The 19,795-nt window shown below is 61.3% G+C and carries 14 protein-coding genes; 9 read left to right on the top strand and 5 right to left on the bottom strand.

Features of this window, described 5'->3' with window-relative positions; translation table 11 throughout:
• Nucleotides 1-3 precede the first annotated feature (3 nt).
• Nucleotides 4-903: an ABC transporter permease gene (locus JTF07_RS03770; protein WP_204232956.1), complete on the top strand. Its 900-nt coding sequence runs from the start codon at nt 4-6 to the stop codon at nt 901-903.
• Between the two features lie 8 nt (nt 904-911).
• Nucleotides 912-1,715, top strand: coding sequence for an ABC transporter permease (locus tag JTF07_RS03765; protein WP_204232955.1), 804 nt, complete (start codon nt 912-914; stop codon nt 1,713-1,715).
• Nucleotides 1,716-1,908: 193 nt separating this feature from the next.
• On the opposite strand, the gene JTF07_RS03760 is transcribed toward JTF07_RS03765, so the two are convergent.
• The gene (locus tag JTF07_RS03760; RefSeq protein WP_204232954.1) at nt 1,909-3,702 is read right to left on the bottom strand and encodes a DEAD/DEAH box helicase; all 1,794 of its coding nucleotides are present in this window, start codon (nt 3,700-3,702) and stop codon (nt 1,909-1,911) included.
• A gap of 303 nt (nt 3,703-4,005) precedes the next feature.
• Nucleotides 4,006-5,010, bottom strand: a complete 1,005-nt coding sequence (locus JTF07_RS03755) for an alpha/beta hydrolase fold domain-containing protein (RefSeq protein ID WP_204232953.1) — start codon at nt 5,008-5,010, stop codon at nt 4,006-4,008.
• A 172-nt stretch (nt 5,011-5,182) separates the two neighbouring features.
• Here JTF07_RS03755 and JTF07_RS03750 point away from each other — a divergent pair, with 172 nt between their 5' ends.
• Nucleotides 5,183-5,872, top strand: a complete 690-nt coding sequence (locus JTF07_RS03750; protein ID WP_204232952.1) for an aminoacyl-tRNA hydrolase — start codon at nt 5,183-5,185, stop codon at nt 5,870-5,872.
• Nucleotides 5,873-5,879: 7 nt separating this feature from the next.
• Here the strand turns inward: JTF07_RS03750 and JTF07_RS03745 are convergent, their stop codons facing one another.
• Nucleotides 5,880-6,065 (bottom strand): hypothetical protein, encoded by a 186-nt coding sequence (locus tag JTF07_RS03745; protein ID WP_204233640.1) that lies wholly within the window; start codon nt 6,063-6,065, stop codon nt 5,880-5,882.
• Nucleotides 6,066-6,231: 166 nt separating this feature from the next.
• Between JTF07_RS03745 and JTF07_RS03740 the strand changes: the two genes are divergently transcribed.
• Together JTF07_RS03740 and JTF07_RS03735 are read left to right on the top strand one after the other, a co-directional pair.
• On the top strand, nt 6,232-6,897 hold the full coding sequence (locus JTF07_RS03740; protein ID WP_204232951.1) for a hypothetical protein: 666 nt from the start codon (nt 6,232-6,234) through the stop codon (nt 6,895-6,897).
• Nucleotides 6,898-7,027: 130 nt separating this feature from the next.
• Nucleotides 7,028-8,560, top strand: coding sequence for a deoxyguanosinetriphosphate triphosphohydrolase family protein (locus tag JTF07_RS03735; protein ID WP_204232950.1), 1,533 nt, complete (start codon nt 7,028-7,030; stop codon nt 8,558-8,560).
• 133 nt (nt 8,561-8,693) lie between these two features.
• On the opposite strand, the gene JTF07_RS03730 is transcribed toward JTF07_RS03735, so the two are convergent.
• Nucleotides 8,694-10,874 carry a choice-of-anchor G family protein gene (locus JTF07_RS03730; protein WP_204232949.1) on the bottom strand — a complete coding sequence of 727 codons (2,181 nt, stop codon included), beginning with the start codon at nt 10,872-10,874 and terminating at the stop codon, nt 8,694-8,696.
• Nucleotides 10,875-11,391: 517 nt separating this feature from the next.
• Complete coding sequence (locus JTF07_RS03725; protein ID WP_204232948.1) at nt 11,392-14,298, bottom strand: choice-of-anchor G family protein; 2,907 nt, start codon at nt 14,296-14,298, stop codon at nt 11,392-11,394.
• 588 nt (nt 14,299-14,886) lie between these two features.
• Here JTF07_RS03725 and lhgD point away from each other — a divergent pair.
• The 4 genes from lhgD to JTF07_RS03705 all read left to right on the top strand — a co-directional run bounded on the left by lhgD (nt 14,887) and on the right by JTF07_RS03705 (nt 19,763).
• Nucleotides 14,887-16,092 (top strand): L-2-hydroxyglutarate dehydrogenase, encoded by a 1,206-nt coding sequence (gene lhgD, locus JTF07_RS03720; RefSeq protein ID WP_353843861.1) that lies wholly within the window; start codon nt 14,887-14,889, stop codon nt 16,090-16,092.
• A gap of 136 nt (nt 16,093-16,228) precedes the next feature.
• A complete protein-coding gene (locus JTF07_RS03715) occupies nt 16,229-17,269 on the top strand; it encodes a baeRF2 domain-containing protein (protein WP_204232946.1) in 1,041 nt (346 codons plus the stop codon).
• A gap of 585 nt (nt 17,270-17,854) precedes the next feature.
• Nucleotides 17,855-18,634 (top strand): hypothetical protein, encoded by a 780-nt coding sequence (locus tag JTF07_RS03710; protein ID WP_204232945.1) that lies wholly within the window; start codon nt 17,855-17,857, stop codon nt 18,632-18,634.
• Nucleotides 18,627-19,763, top strand: coding sequence for an SRPBCC family protein (locus JTF07_RS03705; protein ID WP_204232944.1), 1,137 nt, complete (start codon nt 18,627-18,629; stop codon nt 19,761-19,763). The genes JTF07_RS03710 and JTF07_RS03705 overlap by 8 nt, the downstream gene beginning before the upstream one ends.
• Nucleotides 19,764-19,795: the final 32 nt, after the last annotated feature.

The raw sequence follows: 19,795 nt of genomic DNA, 5'->3' as shown, positions 1-19,795 counted from the left end.
GGAATGAGCCAGTCCAGTAATACAGACAGCCGAATTCAACCTCCGCCGAGAACCGCGGGGCGACGCCTATCGAGCTTCTTCGGCTCGCACAAGCGATTGTCGCTGACCGTGCTTCTCGCGGCCCCACTGGCCTGGCTCATTCTCATCTACATCATTGCGCTGCTCCTGCTCCTCGTCACAGCGTTCTGGTCGACCGACAGCTTCACTGGTCAAGTCGTCCAGGACTGGACATTGAGCAACTTCCAAGCGGTGTTCACCGAGGCCCTGTACAGGGCGGTGACGGTGCGTACCCTCCTCATCGCAGTCTCGGTGACGGTCATCGACGTGCTCATCGCCCTGCCCGTCGGGTACTTCATGTCGAAGGTTGCCGGCCCACGGCTGCGAGGCGCGCTGGTTGTCGCGTTCCTCATGCCGCTGTGGGCCGCGTACCTGGTCAAGGCCTATGCCTGGCGCACAATCGTCTCGCCTCACGGTCTGCTCGACTCGATCGGAGCCTCGCCCGGACTGGGAATCGCGGCCACCATCATCACCATGTCCTATATTTGGCTGCCCTATGTCGTGATGCCGGTGTACACCGGGTTCGAACGGATCCCGAACAGCCTCATCGAAGCAGCCGGTGACCTGGGGGCAAAGGGGTGGAAGACATTCACTGCGGTGATCATCCCCTTGGTGTGGCCATCGGTCATCGCCGGGTCGATCTTCTCGTTCTCGCTGACTCTGGGGGACTACATTGCCGTGCAGATCGTCGGCGGATCGCAGCAGCTTCTGGGAACCTTGATCTACTCCAACGTCGGAACCGGTGGCAATATGCCTTTGGCCGCGGCCACGGCGTTCATTCCGATTGCGGTCATCCTGATCTATCTGACCGCTGTTCGCCGTACCGGCGCACTGAAGAATCTTTAGGACACTCCATGAGAATTCCCCTGCCGGTCAAAGCCGTTCTCAGCATCATCGTCTGTGCGGTCCTGGCCTTTGTCTATGTTCCTCTGCTCATCGTCGTCATCAACTCCTTCAACTCCAGCCAATCGCTGGGTTGGCCACCGAAGTCATTCACCTTCGAATGGTGGATCAGGGCATTCAGCGACCGAGGTGCACTGTCGGCTTTGGGAACGAGCCTTCTAGTGGCAGCATGTGCGACGGTGATCGCGCTCATCCTGGGCACCCTGGCTTCCCTGGCTCTCGACAGGTTCGATTTCTTCGGCAAAGAGAGCGTGAATCTGCTGATCGTCTTGCCGATCGCTCTGCCCGGGATCATCACCGGTATCGCTTTGAATAATGCGTTCACGACAATGCTGGGGTGGAAGCTTGGTCTGCTCACCGTGATCACGGCACACGCCACGTTCTGCATTGTGACCATCTACAACAATGTGTTCGCTCGAATGCGCCGACTCTCCGGGAATCTTCGTGACGCGGCGATGGACCTCGGGGCCGATTCCTTCACCACGTTCCGCCTGGTGACCTTCCCTCAGTTGAGAAGTGCTCTGCTCGCCGGTGGTCTGCTGGCGTTCGGGTTGTCATTCGATGAAATCATCGTCACGCAGTTCACTGCCGGTACCGGCGTGCAGACCCTGCCGATATGGATCTTCGACAACATGTTCCGGCCAGGCCAGGCTCCGATCGTCAACGTCATTGCGACCTTCCTCGTCATCGTCTCGATCATTCCGATCATGTTGGCGAACCGCATTGGAGGAAAAGCTGCAACAGGAGCGCCGTAGACACTCGAAAGAAGCCACTGCTCCGGCCAGGCATCGCCTCCTGGTTCACACGTGGCCGTGTTGGTGGGGGAGATCCCGAAGCATGAGTACACCCACCCGCTGATCGCGGATGTGCCGAGGTGCTGACACCTCGGGCAGAGCACAAGAGATGTGCTCTGCCCGAGGTGAGTTGTTCAGCTGTGTGTAAGTAGGCTCAGCTGTTGCTTGAGTAGACCGTGCGTGAACCGCCCGAGCTGCCCTGGCTGCGGTGGCGGCCCCGAGTCTCGGCACTCGTGCCTCGGTTATCGGATCCGCGTCGGTTGCCGGTGTTCCCACGAGTGCTGCTGCGGGTGCCTTCGCTGCGACGGTTGCCTGAAGCACCCGCACCTGAACGACTGCCACGGCCGTTCGCCGCGGGCCGTCCCTCCTGGGCATTTCCACCCGAGCGGCTGCCCTGCGAGTTGTTCCTGGCGGTGCGACCGCCAGAAGCGTTTCTGGAGTTGCGGCCGCCTGATTGGCCACCGCGACCGCTCTCACCGCTGCGACTGTTGTCTCCGCCGCGGCTGTTCTCACCACTGCGTCGGCTGTTTCCGCCGCGGCCTCCACGGCGACGCCCGGATGAGCGCTGTCCGCCCTGCGACTGCTCAGCCTTCTGCTTCTCTGCCGCGGCCTGGATTGCGATCTGCGGATCGACATAGTCAGCGGTTTCGCCCACCAGGTCGGTCACCACAGGGGATTCCGCTGTGACCTTCTGCGGAGTCACTTTGATGGCTGCCTTGCGCAGCAGCACCATCGTGTCCTTGCGCTCACCTGGCAGCATGATCGTCACAACTTCGCCGGAGCTGCCGGCACGTGCTGTGCGACCTGAGCGGTGCAGGTAAGCCTTGTGCTCGGTCGGCGGATCCACGTGGACGACGAGTTCGACGGAGTCGACGTGGACGCCTCGGGCGGCGACGTCTGTGGCGACGAGCACGCGCACGTTCCCCTCGCTGAACGCTGCCAGGTTGCGATCTCGTGCCCCCTGGGACAGGTTGCCGTGGAGATCCACGGCGGGAATGCCCTGCGCGGTCAGCTGCCGGGTGAATCGCTTCGCCCGGTGCTTGGTGCGGGTGAAGAGGATCCGGCGGCCGGTGCCGGATGCGAGCCGCTGGATCAGATCGTTCTTGTCCTCATCGGCGACCTCGAAGACGTGGTGCGTCATGGCGGAGACGTGCGAATTGGGATCGTCGACGGAGTGGCGGATCTCGTTGTGGAGGAACCGGCGCACCAGTTTGTCCACGCCGTTGTCCAAAGTCGCAGAGAAGAACATCCGCTGGCCGTGCTCCGGGGTCTTGGCGAGGATGCGGGTGACACCGGGCAGGAAGCCCAGATCGGCCATGTGGTCGGCCTCGTCGAGGACAGTGACCTCGATGTCGTCCAGGGAGATCAGGCCCTGCTGGAGCAGGTCCTCGAGCCGTCCCGGGCAGGCCACGACGATGTCGACGCCTGCACTGAGGGCGATTTCCTGGCGCCTCTGCTTGACGCCGCCGAAGATGGTTGTCGTCGACATACCGTAGGCCTGGGCCAGGGGATCGACCACGTTCGTGATCTGGGTTGCGAGCTCACGCGTGGGTGCCAGGATGAGGCCGCGTGGAAGGCGGCCCTTCTTCCGGCCGGCAGCTCCGGACTCCGACAGGCGCGTCACCATGGGAATGGCGAAGGCGAGTGTTTTGCCGGAGCCGGTCTTGCCTCTGCCCAGCACATCGCGGCCGGCGAGAGTGTCCGGAAGTGTGTCCTTCTGGATGGGGAAGGCCTCGGTTTTGCCTTCCGCGCGAAGACGATCGGTCAGGATAGAAGGAACGCCGAGCTCAGTGAAAGTGACGGGAGCGGCATCTGTCTTGTCCGCGACGGCATTCGCCGACTCGGGGTTTGCGGCCTTCGGTGTGGCTGGTCGTCGCTGCCTGGTGGAGGAAGAGACGGCGTTGTTGCTGGAGTCATGTGGGGGAGTGATGGGATAGCCCTTCGACATGCCGGAGGACTCACCGATGCCACCAAATGGTGATGGGAGCCGGTTCCGGACAAGGTGTGGGAACGCCGTTTGGCGCTCTCGATCGCCGAGAGGAATCGGCTTCGGAAACACGCGCCGGATATTGATTCACGGCCGCAGAGACGAGGCGTACTGTCGACGCAGGGAACCCGAGGACGGGTTCACAGGTATTACCAGCATACATGCCTCAGAGGTGTCGCTTTGACAGGGTTGCTCAATGTCAGCCATCTCATACTCCCGGATACCCCACGCCCGGTGCGCCGAGAGCAAGCATCGCAGCTGCCGTCAGCGCCGTAGCTGCAGCCGGTCGGCGGCGAAGGATGCAGCCTTGTTGAGCACGTCTGTGGTGTCGTCGAGGATGCGACCGAAATGCAGGAATGAGTGCAGCACCTGCGGGTACTCCTCGTAGACCACGTCATTTCCGGCCCGTCGCAGTCGCATTGCCAGGGCGCGACTGTCATCTCGCAGCGGATCGAGTCCAGCTGCGGTGACGAAGACCGGTGGCAGCCCGGCAAGATCGGCGCCGAGGTGGTTGTAGAAGGGCGACTCGGTGTCCTTGGCTGAGGCGAAGTACTCGGACATGATGCTGCCGAGGTCGTCGGTGCCCATACCGTCCCAGCTGCCGCCGAAGTTCCGACGGCTGGCAGAATCGCTGAGTCCGTGACCCCCATAGAACGACATCAGCGCCTTCATGGAGGAGAAGCTCTCAGGCGATGCCCCGATGTCCTCAGGAGCATCGCGCAGCAGCAGCGCAGAACCAATCGTGAGCATGGCACCTGCCGAGTCCCCGGCGATCGCGAGGCGAGTGCCGTCCACCCCGAAGTACCTGCCGTTGCCGACGAGGTGATCGATGACGCCGGCGCTCTCATGCAGCGCCTGCGGGAACTTCACTTCGGGGGAGAGTGAATAGTCGACGCCGACCACAGCTGCGCCGCTGGACTCGGCGAGGACGCGCATGATCCGATCGTGGGTGTCGAGGTCACCAACGGTGAACCCGCCACCGTGGAGGAACACGATTCCCGGCACAACCGCCTCGGCGCGGGGATAGTGGATCCGAACGGGTACGTCGACTCCGGCCGCGGAGATTGTGTCATCGACGGTGCGGGCCATCGTCGGACCACCCTCGTTCCAGGTGGAACGCTCCGCACGGTACTCCGCGCGGGATTCGATGAAGCGGGCAGGTGTTTCCGACGGGTTTGTGATCGCACGCACGGCATCCTTCCCGACTTGGCGGCAGGCTTCGGCACGTGTGGCTTGGACTGCGAGCACGTCCTTCATCTGGTCAGACATGGCGTCGACGATGTCCGTCGGGATTGTGGCCAGCAGAGCCGCGGTGAGATCGACGGCAGGGGTCTTAGGGGAAATGGTCAGTGCCTTTCGTCGACAGCATCTCGCAGCTCAAGGCTACTCGCCGACGGTGGCTCACCGGATTGCCGTCTTGCCGGCGACTAGGATTGGTATCATGACCGAGCACATGCGAAGACACGAGTCCGACCACGAGGTTCCGTGGTCACTGCCGATCGTGGTCCGGCGGTCGAAGACGAACATCGCCCGCCACATCGACGTCGTCGAAGCCACTGCACGCGCCGTCGTCGCCTTCCTCGACGACCCGCGGTCACAGTCGGAAGGTGACTGGCACGAAGCGGTCGAGTACTGGCGTGACGGGGCCATCCGCAAGGTCGTTCGCCGCGGAGACGGGCAGAAGCTCGACGATGCACGAGCCTTGGGCTGCGTTGAGGTGACGTTCGGCGGCACGGATGACTTCGGTCCCGCCGAGGCGTTTGTCTTCCCTCCGGGTCCGGTCGAGCCGCTGCCGAAGGAGTTGAAGAAGCTGCAGGTCGGCGGCACCGAGTTCCCCGATGAGGGAGGCACCTCAGTGACCGCGGACATGGCCGTCGTGACGATCGAACTCTCACCATTGGTGACGCTGACGACGGGGAAGGCTGCGGCGCAGTGCGGCCACGGTGCACAGTTGGCCTACGAGCAGATGCCCGCCGAGGTTCGCGATCAGTGGCGCGAAGCAGAATTCAGTCTGCGCGTGGTCACACCCACGAAGGCGGAATGGGCGAAGAGCGATCGGCCCGTGAGGGTCGTCGACGCAGGGTTCACGGAAGTAGACGGTCCCACCGAGACCGTGCGCGCGTGGTGGTGAAGGGCGGCTACTCCGCGGCTTCCTCTTTTTCGTCGTCGTAGAGGGGACGCGTCTTCGTGCCGTTTCCGAACTCGTCGAGGATGATCATGTGCTTGACCATCTCGCTGGCTTCCTCATCCCAGACGTCGATGATGTCGCCGGGATGGGTCCCAGGCTGATAGAAATCTTCGTTGACTCCAGTCACTGAACTCACCTCCTGTCGTGCCTATGACGCTACGCCACTGTGACGTAAGTCTCAAGGCATTTCCCGGTGCTTTCGCCGAGGTGGCCAGAGTGCCCCGCCGAGGTGGCCGGCGGTTACGATTGTGCCGGGCCGCTCAGCAGAGGGCCGTAGGGACGAGAGAATCGTGGAGCTCAGGTTGACGTTCACGGGCCACCTGGTGAGCATGTTCTTCCCAGGCGCATGTTTCATCTTCGTCAGCGGATTGTTGTCAGCGGCTCTGCCCGGCTTCGCCCTGGGCGTGGGATTTGTCGGCTTCTTCGTTCTCATCGCATGGCCGATCTTCACGATCGTCGTCCACGTCCGTCACGACCGCCGCCTCAAACATCAGCAGAAGCAACATATCGTGGGCCACAGGAACAACGCTGAGACCCAGGTATCGGCTTCAGCGGTCCCAATCAACGACCCGCTGTTCACATTCGTTTCGGGTGTCGAAACGGTGATCATGATGTTCGCCCTGCCGATCCTTCTCCTCGGCGGCATCGGAGTATTCTGTCTTGTCACTCTCGACGATGAACCCGGCACAACCATGGTCAAAGCCGTCGCCGGCGTGGCGTCTCTGGGCCTATTGGGCGGCTACCTGTTCATGCTTGCGCGCGGACGAACTCCGTCGACTTTGAGGATCGTCGGCATTGCAGTCGCCGTGTTCGGCATCGCTGGTCTCATCGCAGTCGGCACGGTGCTGCGCGGCGACGGACTCACCAACGTCGGCGACGTGATCATGGCGGTCACCAGCGTGGCCATGATCGCCGCCGGAATGTGGCTGGCGATCACCGGGCGCAACTCCTTCACACGCACCGGCTGAGAGCGGCTGGGCCGAATACAGGCCGCTCCATCAGATCCTGTGGATCATGACGATGAGGCCGAGGGGGAGGAAGACGAGAAGCGGAAGGGCACGGAACGTCGGGTCAGCGATTCTGTAGGCTGGGGTCATCATGACGGAGAGACTGAAACTTCACAAAGACGGTGGACGCGAGCGTGACGTCGCCGAGGCGGGCCAACCTGGCGAGGACGAGTTCCGTGTCGATATCGAACGGATCCGATTCTCCCCCTTCTTCTCACGTCTGGCCGCCGTGACCCAGGTGATCCCGCAGGCCGGTTCTGGCACAGTCATTCACAACAGGCTGACGCATTCGCTCAAGGTCTCTGCCGTGGCCCGGTCGATCGCCATTACCTTGAACAACTCCGATGAGCGCACCCGATCATTGCTCGCTGAACTCGGCGGGTGCGATCCGGTGGTGGTTCAGGCTGCCGCCGCAGCCCACGATATGGGGCACCCTCCGTTCGGCCACCTCGGCGAGAAGGAGCTTGACCGTGTCTCACGATCGGTGCTGCGCCTGCCTGACGGCTTCGAAGGCAATGCGCAGACCTTCCGCATTCTCACAGCTCTTGACAGCTGTGATGCCACGGCGCGTGGGCTCAACCTCACTCGGGCGGTCAAGGCCGCAGTGCTGAAGTACCCGTGGGCGCGCAGCGATTGGACGCAGCATCAGCGACTGAGCTCGGCCGAGATGCCCAGGGGAGTCGGTGATGAGGTGTCGCAGGGGGCGATGAAGTTCTCTGCCTACGCGACCGAGACGGCCGAGATGCACGATGCACTGTCGGTGTTCCCGCGGATGGGCCGGTACCAGCAGACGCTGGAGTGTGCGGTGATGGATGTCGCCGATGACATCGCCTATGCGGTGCATGACCTCGACGATTTCTACCGGTCGAACATCCTGCAGTACACCAGCGTCTCTGCCGAGCTGGGCCGGTGGCTCAGCGACTGCCGTGAGCTGGCGCAGCTGCATGACACGGAGTTGGATCGTCGCAGGCCCGGCCATGCGCTCGAGTCGATGTGGCGCCACATTCAGGAGAAGGACCCGTGGATCGCCGATGAGGATGCGTTCCGCCAGTCGGTGCAGCGGGTCAACCGGGATCTTGTCGAGGGTCTGCTGGCCGTGCCCTATGACGGAGGACTGGAGGCCGACCGGGCTGTCACCGCGTTCACCAGGCGGTGGATCGATCGGCTCAAGGCCTCCATCGTCGTCGATGCGCGGCCACATGTCCGCAGCGGGCATGTGCGTCTGTCCGACACCGCCTGGCATGACGTGGTGGTGCTGAAGTTCGTCCACTCGAGGTTCGTACTCGAACGTTCAGATCTTGCGGTGTATCAGCGAGGGCAGACCCGGATCATCGCCTCCCTGGTGGAGGGTTTCCACGAATGGCTACGCGATCCCGACGAGGCGACCACGATTCCTCGGCGCCTCCTCGATTCGGTTGAGGCGGCCACACAGGAATACCAGGATCTCTATGACAGGGATCCGTCCAGCCTCGGCGAGGAAGGCGCCAGCGCCATCGTCAGGTTGGGGAGGGCCAGAGCGGTCGTGGACTACATCGCCTCATTCACCGATGCGCAGGCCATGTCCGTCAACGCTTTGATCACCGGTTCCTCGGAAGAGCCGTGGGAGGCCGGACGCGGACTCTAGCACGTGCGTTCGTGGTGCTGACGCTTTCAGTCTGACGAACGATTTCAGGCAGACGAAAGGCGGGGCCGGAGTTTTCACTCCGACCCCGCCTTTCGCGTGGTATCAACCGTTCACACGGCCATGAGACTCAGTCTCAGAGGCCTGCACGGTGGCGGCGCGTCAGGTAGATCGCGATTCCACCGCCGGCGACGAGGAGGGCAGCGAGCCCACCCAGAGCCAAGGTGCCGTTGGCACCGGTGCGGGGCAGGTCGCCACCGTCAGCGGCAGCCGATGCGTTGGCATCGTCGCTGGCGTTCGCGTCATCAGCTGAGTTCGCCGAGGCGTTTGCCTCGTCGTTGTTGTCAGCGGAGGCGTTGGCGTCATCGGTAGCAGCTGCGGAGTCGTCCGCGTTTGCCGATGCGTTCACGTCAGCGTCGGAAGCAGCCGAGTCATCAGCGTCAGCCGTTGTGTTGGCCTCTTCGTTGGCGGCTGCCGAGTCATCAGCATCTGCGGTAGCGGAAGCCGAGTCGTCTGCGTCAGCGGTTGCTGCTGCAGAATCGTCTGCATCAGCTGTTGCTGCTGCGGAGTCGTCTGCATCTGCGGAGGCCGAATCATCGGCATCAGCGGAAGCGGTGTCATCAGCGTTTGCGTCATCGCCTGGTGCTTCGTCGGCTGCGGTCGCACGGACCGAGGACGAGGCCAGGTTGATGTCAGCAAGTGCGTCGGCTGCCTGAGGAGCGGCCTGTGCGCCGCCCGCTGCGGGGACGCCGCCTGGCAGCAGCTCGAGGCTGACGGCGTTGACGGTGAAGCCGTCTTCGTCAGCACCCTTGACGTTGCTGTCTTCGGCAGGGTCACGCTTCGTGGGCTGCTCGTTGATCGTCAGGTCGACGATCTGGTTGAGGCCCTCGAAGACGGGATCGAGACCGGAGAGGATCGGATCGACGATGTCGGTGAGTCCGCCGGAGACCGAGTCGGCTGTGGAGTCGAGGACTCCGCCGATGACCGGTTCGGTGACAGCCAGGAGCTGTTCAAGCAGCGGCCCGGTGATCGAGTTCAGCAGTGTGCCGATGTCGATTCCGGCGAGCTTGAGGTCTGTTGTGATCTTCGGGTCGCCTTCGCCGGTTCCGGCGAGCTGTCCGAGGGTCGCATCGATATCGACCTTGCCATCAGCTGCGGGGATACCCACCGCTGTGGCCTTGGCCGGCAGGGAGACCTCGACGCGGACATCGTTGAGCGCGTCCTTGACGGTGTCGTTGAACTTGCCTGAGAGTGCACCCAGGGCATCAGCAACTGCGTCGGTGATCTTACCAATGGTCTCGGAGGTCAACACCTGCGTGTTGGGATCGAGGCCATTGAGGTCCTCACCGTTTTCACCCTTGACCACTTTGGCGAGGTCAATCTTGACGTCGCCGTTCTTGAGGTCGATCGAGACGATTCCCGCCTCGTCCTGGAGCTTCTCGTTGACGACGTTTTCGACGACGCCGTTGAGTGCGTCCTTGGTTTCGACGTTGACGGTGGTGTCTTCGCCGCCGAGGCTGACGTCGGCAAGGCCTGTCTTGACGTCGATGCCGGCCTTGCCCAGTTTGTCGGCGAGGCCTTCCTTGGCGATGGCGTCTTCGAGTGTTCCGCCGGCTCCGTCGACAACCTCGTTGAGGGAGTCGGAGAGTCCGCCGACTGCTGGGCTTGAGAGGGTCAGGACACCGTCGGCGACGGTGTATTCAGAGGAGGGGTCCTCGGAGCCGTTTGCCTCTGCAGTCGAAGCAACCGCGCCGAGGGAGAGCGAGAGCTCGTCGACGATGTTGTCGGTGACTCCGTCGATGCCGGCCTGTCCCAGAAGCTGGGTGAGGTCGACTTCAGCGTTTCCGTACTCACCGTTGTTGATGTCGTCCACGTTGAGGGCGCCATCCTTGCCGACTGCACCGGCACTGGCCTTGGCGCTGTCTGCCGAAGGAGCGTAGCCGTAGGAGTTGAGCGCTCCGGCTTCGCCGAGCTTCAGGAGGCCTTCGCCGCCCGGCTGGCTGATGACTGGCAGTGAGATACCGTCACCCAGATCCAGGTCGATGGCGCTCAGTGCTTCTGCATTGAGAGGGGTCTTGGCTTCCTCAGGATTGCTGGGGAAGCTGCTGTATGCACCAGCAGCATCGACGAGCTGATCGTCGAGGAGATCCGACTGGACCAGCTGGCCGAGCGCCTCAGCGTCTTCGTTTGGGTCCTGCTCGATGGCTGCAGCGCTGGGTGAGGTGACCATGACAGTCAGCCCCAGGGCGGTGACTGCGGCTGCGCTACCGACGGCGATCTTTCGCACGGGCGGCTGCCCGTTACGGAGCTTCTTCATACTTCTCCACTTCCATTTGTGAGGATCGACCGACGGTGTTTGCGTACAAGGGACATGGTGCTTTTCGGCCGAACGGATTTCACCCTACAAGGTCATTGGCAAATAATGCGAAAGTAATGTGAAAAGTAACGGAACTGTAACGGGACCTGTGTGCTCGCAGGTGGGTGGGGTACAAGTGAATGATCAATGAACGATGCTCAGAGGTGTCGGATGAACACTTTTTGGTGTAGCCGAGGTGGTTCCTTGAGATGTCGGGGATCGCGTTCGGCGCGCCCGCGCAGCCAGGGCCCCTTGTGTCTCAGTGTGTGAAATGGCAATACTTTTGGTCGAACTAAAGTCCGACTTCTGTGGGTCGAGTCACAGAGCGTAATATGACGAAATTGTCATGAGCGGCGTGTCGGTAATTACTTATGAGTAACGACTATTTATGTTGCAGGTCACAAAAACGACGGGGCCGGAGCTTTCACTCCGACCCCGCCGCTTAGGCGCTCAGCTCAGTGGCTGAGTGTTATGTGTATCAGTGCTGACCTGCCGAGGCGCGGTAGCGGCGGGTTCCGTAGATCGCCGCTGCACCGCCTGCAATCAGCAGGGCTGCGATGCCAGCCATGGTCAGGACGCCGTCGGCGCCTGTCCGTGGCAGGTCTCCGCCGTCGCTGCTGCCTGAGGCGTTGGTGCTGGCACCGGCTGAGCTAGCAGAAGCGTTCGACTGGCTCGAAGAGCTGGCCGAGGACTCGGAATCCGAGGATGCTCCGGCGCTAGCCGAGGCTGCCTGATCGGAATCAGCGGATGCAGATGCCTTATCCGCGTCGTCATCCGACGAGGCGCTGGCTTCTGCACCGTCGGCGTCCGCGGAAGCTGTAGCTTCTGCTTCGGCTCCGTCTGCTGCAGCGGTTTCTGCACCTTCAGGATCAGCGTCAGCTGAGGCAGATGCCTCTGGGTCTGCGTCTGATGAGGCCGAGGTTTCAGCTTCAGCACCATCCGCGTCAGCGCTTGACGCTGCTTCTGCGGATGCCGCTGCCGAAGAGTCGGCGTTCGATGCCGCCGAGGCTGCAGCTGCAGGGTCGGCGTCGGCTGCTGCAGTGGTGTCAGCGTTTGCCGTCTCTGAGTCATCAGCATTAGCAGCCGCGGTTGCTGCGGCCTGTGCTGAAGCATTCGGATCAGACGTTGCGTCTGCTGAGGCTTCCGAAGAGGAATCTTCAGTCGCTGCGGATTCGGCTGCTGCCGAAGCGTCGATATCCGCGGCTGCAGAAGCAGTGGTGTCAGCGTCTGCGGTAGCGGCGGCCTGTGCGGCTGCCTCTGCGATGGCATTGTCGTTGTTGTCAGCGTCGGCCGAGGCTGCGGCCGAGGCCGAAGCATTGGCGTTGACGTCCGATTCGTTGGAGGCGTCGGCCACTGCCGAGTCATCTGCGTCGGCTGCGGCCGCAGCCGACGCTTCCGAAGACGAGTCCGCATTCGAAGCAACGCTGGCGGCTGCTGCCGGGTCAGCGTCTGCCGCCGCATTTGTGTCTGCGTTGGCTGCGTCCGTGTTGTCAGCGTTCGACGCTGCCTCTGCTGCTACGGTCGCCGAGGCGTTTGTCTCGGTGGTCGCATCTGCGGTGGTTTCCGAGGATGCGTCTTCGGTCGCTGCCGACTCGGCTGCTGCTTCTGCGCTGGCATCGGCTGCTGCAGTCTCGTCGGTGGTTGCATCGGCCTGGGCAGCAGCCTGAGCTGCTACCTCAGCCGAGGCGTTGGAATCGTCATCAGCGTCTGCCGAGGCTGCTGCCGAAGCTGCAGCGTTCGTGTTCGCATCTTCGTCGCCAGGGACCTCTGGTGCTTCATCAGTCGCACGGACAGATGAAGAAGCAAGGTTGATGTCGATGGCTTCAGCAGCCGGGAGCAGTTCAAGGCTCACTGCGCTGACAGTGAAGCCGGGACCGTTGTTGCCCTTGACCTGGCTCTCCTGAGCAGGATCCTTCAGCGTCGGCTGCTCGTTGATCGTCAGATCGACAACCTGGTTGAGCGCTCCGAAGACGGGGTCGAGGGTGTCAAGCAGAGGATCGACGATATCGGTGACGCCAGCGGAGAGCTCTTCGACTGTGGCCGTGAGGATTCCGCCGATGAGGGGTTCTGTGATGTCGAGTAGAGCAGTGATCAGTGGGTCGGTAATTGCATTGAGAAGTGTTCCGACCGGAATCCCCAGCAGATCGAGTTCTGTCGTGATAACTGGGTCGGTGTCATCTGTCCCGGCCAGCTGACCAAGAGTGGCATCCACAATCACCGAGCCGCTAGCCGCGCTGCCGCCAAGTAGGGAGATGTTCGCTGGCAGCTCGATCTTCAAATGAACATCGTTGAGCGCGTCGGTCAGAGTCTCCGTGACTTTGCCGGTCAATGTACCGAGGGCGTCAGCCACCGCTGTTGTGATCTTTGAGATGGTGTCAGAGGTCAGCACCTGTGTATTCGGGTCGAGACCATTGAGGTCCGTTCCCTCTTCACCTTTGACGACCTTGGCGAGGTCGATCTTGATGTCGCCTGTGGCGAGGTCGATCGAGACGATGCCCGATTCGTCTTCGAGCTTTTCGTTGATGACGTTCTCGACGACGCTGTTGAGAGCATCGCGAACCTCGACGGACACGGTCGTGTCCGCGCCGCCGATGTTGACAGCGGCGAGACCCACGTTGACATTGACACCGATTCCGGCCAGGGCATTGACTAGACCTTCGTCGCCGATAACATCTTGAAGAGTTTCGCCGGTTCCGTCTACGAGTTCAGTAAGGGCGCCGGAAATGTCTCCAACTGCAGGGCTGGAGACAGTCAGAATGCCGTCAGCGACAACATATTCGGAAGTGTCGGTGGTTCCGTCGTTGTCAGCTGTCGAGGCGATGGCCCCGAGCTCAAGGCTGAGTTCGTCGACGATCTGGTCGGTGATTCCGTCCAGACCGAGCTGGCCAAGTACCGAGGTCAGATCGACGTTGGCGTTGCCGAAGTCTCCGTTGTTGATGTCGTCCAGGTTGAGAGCACCATCGGAACCGACGGCACCGGCACTGGCCTTGGCCTCGTTGTATGCCGGGGCATGACCGTAAGCGTTGAGTGCTCCGGCGTTGCCGAGATCGAGGAGCCCGTCTCCACCTTCTTCGCTGATGAGAGGGATGCCGATACCTGGAAGTTCGAGTCCCAGGGTCTGCAGCACTTCGAGGTTCAGAGGGGTGCTGTCTGCGTCAGTGCTCGAAGGTGAGCTGCTGTACGCAGAGAGAGCCTCGATTGCCTGTGCGTTGAGCAGGTCAGCGTCGATCAGCTGACCAAATGCCTCGGCATCTTCAGCAGGATTCTGTTCTTCGGCGTTACCTGGTGACGTTGTCAGCAGGGTGAGCCCTAGCGCTGTGGCGGCGGCAACGCCGCCGACAGCAATTTTACGACCGGTCGTATGCCGGTTTCGGAGCATCTTCATGGTTCTCCACATCGTTCGAAACTTGAACATCCGCTGGACGGAAACAGGCAGTCTCCTGGCAGATCCCTCACAACAATACGTAGTAACCAAAAAGTAATCACGAAATCACGAACAAAGTTACAATCTCGTTATAAACCTAAGTGGGCGTTCTCGCTTGAGTTAGTGAATTCCCAATGAAGTTCAGCTTCAGAGGGTTCTGCAGTCCTGTAGTTTCTGGTGCATCTGCTGGAGGTGGCCTTGGCGCTCTGGTCAGGACGTATGAACGTCTTGCCAGGTCATAGCGTATTTGATTGATACCGCCTGGACGCCGCCTCCTCGCGAGAGGTGGCTCGAGAGAAGTCGGCAAGGTCATGCTGCATTGTCATTCTGTGGTAACTACTGAAGTGACTTGCTAGTAATTTAAATCATGACAAGTTTGTTGGATATGAGACCGTATCGCGACCATCGGCAGAAAGTGCGGTCATTTCGAGACCTGAACCCCGGCTGCTGGGCTGGGAGAAGTCTGTCTGTGGCCTGTTTGCGCGGTGCACAGTGCCGCAATAGGGTCATCACAACCGAAGCAGCAGACGAAGGGGTTGAAGTGTGGGCGTGAAGAAGCGTTTTGCTGTGATCGGCGCTGGCATCATCGGCGCGGCTGTGGCTCGCGGTCTGGTCCAGAAACACGACGGTGCAGACGTCACCTTGTACGAAAAGGAAGACCATCCCGCAGCGCATCAGACGGGGCACAATTCGGGCGTCGTCCATGCCGGTCTCTACTATGAGCCTGGAAGTCTCAAGGCGCTGCTCTGTCGTCGAGGCGTCTCGCTTCTGCTGGATTTCGCGCGCGGACACGACGTTGCATTCGAAGGGTGCGGAAAGGTCGTCGTCGCGACGAACGATGTTGAAGTCGAGCGGCTGAACGGAATCCATGCTCGCGCCAGAGCCAACGGTGTCCCTGACGTAGAACTGCTGGACCGCGACGGACTTCTCGAGGTCGAGCCGAATGCTGAGGGCGTGGCCGCACTGCACTCACCGCATACCGGAATCATCGACTATCGCGGGCTGACGGAAGCACTCGTCGCCGATTTTCGTCGTAGCGGCGGTCGGGTTTGCTTCTCTACGGAAGTGAAGAGGATTGAGCAGCGCAGTGGGAGCGCCGGCACCACCGCGATGGTCCACTCGGGCATCGACTCGCAGGAATATGACCAGGTCATCGCCTGCGCCGGCCTGCAGGCGGACCGACTCGCAGCACGCTCAGGCGAAGACAAGAGCCCCAGCGTCGTGCCGTTCTTCGGTCAGTACTTCATCCTCGAGCCGCGCTTCAATGATGTCGTCAACGGCCTCATCTACCCGGTCCCAGACCCGAAGTACCCGTTTCTAGGCGTCCACGTGACCCGCCGCATCGACGGCGGACTGATGATCGGACCCAACGCCTTCCTCTCCTTCTCCCGGGAGGGATACAGGGGTCTCGGCCTCAACGTCCCGGACTCCCTGGCGGTGGCAACGGATCCGGGATTCTGGAAGTTCGCCGCCGGCAACATGGCAACGGCCGCACGTGAGATCGGCGGCGTCCTCTCGATCGAGAAGTTCGTCGCCGAGGCCGCCCGCTACGTCCCCGCCCTCTCCGGAGCCGACGGCCACCGGGCCACTAGGGGAATTCGCGCTCAGGCGATGAACCGGGACGGCAGCCTGGTCGATGACTTCGTCATCGATCGTGCGGGAGCCACGATGTTCGTCAGGAATGCGCCCTCTCCGGGAGCCACCTCGGCGCTGGCGATTGCCGAACATCTCATCGACACCGCAGCCCTCACCTGAGCAGGGGAACACCGCAGGATTCTCACTTTGGATCTTCTGTTTTCCATCGGGGCAGGCTGTTTACAAGCATCCGTGAGAGGTGCAAGCCTGGGGACAGGTCCCACATATGTGGGACCGAGTACGAACGGAGCTGATGATGAACCTCGAGAATCTACGCACTGTGTATGACAACCAGAGTCCCTTCGCCACCGTCTATCTGGAAGGACGTTCTCCCGGTGCCGATGCCGAGAAGCAGGTGCGGCTGCGTTGGGACGAGCTTCGTGCCAACCTCACGGACGCCGGCGCGGCAGACGAGATCCTTCAGCACCTCGACGACACCTTGATCGTCGAAGACATTACTGAAGTGCAGACCGATGGGCGAATCGTCGTGGCGAATGCAGAAGGGGTTGTTCTCGACGAGCACTGGGATGCTGCATTGGGCACCGGTGACTCTGCACATTACGGAGAGGTCCCCGAGCTGGGTGCCTATGTCCGTGAGGGATGCCGTCTGGTCGATATGGTCCTCGTCATCGCCAATCAGGAGGGCGCGACCATCCGTGAGCTGAGGGTGTCCCCTCAACATGAGGCGAAGCAGCAGGATGAGTCACGCATCAGCGGTGACAACGACGAGGACATTCACGCACCACGTCAGGGCGCGCTGTCGCACAACCAGATTCGGCGTCGCGCCGATGAAATCGTCAAAGACAACGCTCGGGCAGTCGCTGACCACGTCGATGAGATTGTTCGCGCTCGTGAACCAGCCCTCGTTGTGGTGGCTGGCGAGGTCCAGGGCCGCACTGCTGTCAAAGCTGAGCTTTCGGCCCAAGTTACCGAACTCCTCGAGGAAACCGATCAGGGAGGCACGGATGACGACGCTGGGGAAGAAGCACTCTACGATGCCCTGAAATCGCTGGCGTCCGATCGCGTCCAGGCGAAGCAGACCGAAGACACGGAGAACCTGTCCTACAGCAAGGCCCACGACCTTGCGGTGGAAGGACGGGAAAAGGTCTCTCAAGCCGTTCAGCGCGGAGCTGTGGCAACAGTGCTCCTTGACTACGATGCCGGTTCTGAAGGTGAAGGAGCGATCCTGGCCGACGCAGTTCTCTCATCCGCCGATGTCGGCCTCATCAGCGCTGACGTCGAGGACGGGATAGCAGCGATACTGCGCTATGACGCGGCCACGGCCTTGGCCGACTGACCATGGCCGGGTGATCACGGCTGGCTGAATTCCCGCATTCGACGGTGTCCACGGGTGCCGTCGAATGCGGGAATTCTCGTTGTGGCGACGCCACACCCGAAATTCATGACTTACAGATGACTTGATCAGGTTCACAGACGAATCGATACCTTGACCGGTGCATGCTGTGGGGCACCTCCGGCGCGGAGTGTCAGGCTAGTTGGCAGTCATGTCCTCACATGACGGCTTGTTCCTATCTCGTGGGGTACTTGAACAGGCAATATCTATTTTCTGGCCACGGTGGGGCTGAATGCCGCCTTAAAGAATCTGGGTCCCTCTTGACGGATTCGAAATCACGCGGAAGATTGAGGTTCCAAGAGCAGATTGCTTGCGGCTTCTGAAGAACAGAAGTCCGAGGAAGAAGTGAGGATTTTGCGAACGACCCAGACGACGGCCAGTCGCGTCACCAGCTGACGATCGTCCGGGAGCAGAAAGACAATTCATATTGAGACACGGCTGGCGATCTCTGCTCACAGCAATACCAGATCGCCACGCTCAAGGGTCCATCAACCACACGCGCCATAGGCGCAGATTCGGAGGAACCCAGTGAACGACAAGATGAAACTCACAGGCCTGATATTGGCGGGCTACATGCTTGGCCGAACGAAGAAGTTAGGCATGGCACTGACGATCGCCTCCACCGTGGCTGGATCAAACGTGGTGAAGAACCGTGAGAGTCTCCTCGGAGGCTTGAAGGAATTCGCCGATGCCTCACCCGAACTCAAAGAGCTTCAAGAGAAGATCACCGGACGTCTTGCCGACTCAGGCAAAGGTGCAGCTAAGGCTCTGGCAGCCAAGGGCATCGATGAGCTGAGCAGTCGACTCCAGGACCAGACCGAGAAGATGAAATCAACCTTGGACGAGGCCGCAGATGACCTTGACCCTTCGGTTGATGAGGAGGATCCGGACAGCGAAAGCACGGAAACCGATGCTCCTGAGGACCTCGACGAAGCTGAGACACCTGACGCTGAAGACGAACAGGTCGACGACGATGAAGCAGCTGACGAGGCCGAAGAAGTAGAGGAAGAGCCGGTAGCGGAAGAAGCACCTGCAGAGAAGCCAGCTCGGAAGCGTGCCTCGACAGCGAGCCGGTCTGCAGGCAAGGCAAGCGGAACCTCCACATCGAAGAGGTCGAGCACAGGCGGGACCACCAAGAGGACCAGCGGAGCAGCATCCAAGACTTCGAGCACCCAGCGCCGGTCGGCCAGCAAGACGGCATCTTCCAAGTCGACATCTACAGCTAAGTCGGCACCGACGCGGAAGCGTTCGACGGCTGCGAAGAAGCCTGCAGCCTCACGCAAGATCAAGGAGGCCACCGGTGAGTGATGACTCCATTTTCAGTGGCTTGAAAGAGCAGGCGGCAGATTACGCCAAGACCCTCGGCCGCAAGGCGATCAAGTCCGCCGGCGACAAGGTCGACCAGTTGTCTGACCGGTTTGACGGATCGTCGGATTCAACGGGCGCGGCTGCCCAGGCCGGTGCCCAAGAGATCGCGGAAGGTAAGTCGCCGGCCAAGGCGGCTCTCTCCGCAGCGACCGCAGGTGCCAAGGACAAGATCAAAGGCGTCTTCGGCGGAGGTTCTTCCGGCGGTTCCGGTGGCTCAGGCGACTTCAAGTTCTCGAACATCATCGAGACGGCCGATGTCGGTGTGCCGTTGTCTGTCGCCTACAACGCGTTCACGATGTTTGAGAACTGGCCCGACTTCATGAAGAAGGTCGAGAACGTCGAACGCACGGATGACGTGAAGATCAGCGTCAAAGGCCAGGCTGTCTGGTCCCACCGCACGTGGGAGGCGACGATCATCGAGCAGGTCCCGGACTCACATATCGTCTGGGAATCGACCGGCGAGAAGGGCTACATCAGCGGCAGTGTCTCCTTCCACGAGCTGGCCCCCAGGCTCACCCGCATCATTGCGAGCGGCGAATACCATAAACAGGGCTTCGTCGAGGGAGTCGGCGCCCTCTGGTTCACGGTGCCGCGCCGATTCCGGCTCGAATTGAAGTTCTTCGTTCATCACGTGATGAACGAGATCATGATCGATCAGGACGGCGTCGAAGGATGGCGCGGTGAGATCCGCGACAGCGAACTTGTCATGTCACATGAGGATGCTCTCGAAGAGGAGCAGGCTCAGGCTGAGGCCGACGAGGCTGATGAGGAAGAGTACGAGGACGCTGCGCCCTTTGACGAGGACGAAGAGCCTCGTGAAGACGGCGAGCCCGAAGACGAAACCGAGCCGGTTGAGGACGAAGATGCTGAAGGCGAATACGTCGACGAACCCGTCGACGAGGAGCCGGAAGAAGAATACGTCGATGAGCCAGCCGAAGAGGAACCTGTCGACGACGGAGAGCCCGTCGAAGAGGAGGAGATCGACGACGCAGGCGAGCCTGTGGAATATGAAGAGGACGAACCAGAAGAGTACGAAGAAGCAACCGAAGACGAAGGCGGACGCAACTGAGCGTCTGCTCCCTATCGGAAGTAGGTAATGAA

The sequence above is a fragment of the Brevibacterium sp. RIT 803 genome, assembly GCF_016892625.1.
GTDB lineage: Bacteria > Actinomycetota > Actinomycetes > Actinomycetales > Brevibacteriaceae > Brevibacterium.
The sequence above is the reverse complement of the archived record's forward strand: the minus strand, read 5'-3'. Positions and strand labels throughout refer to the sequence as shown.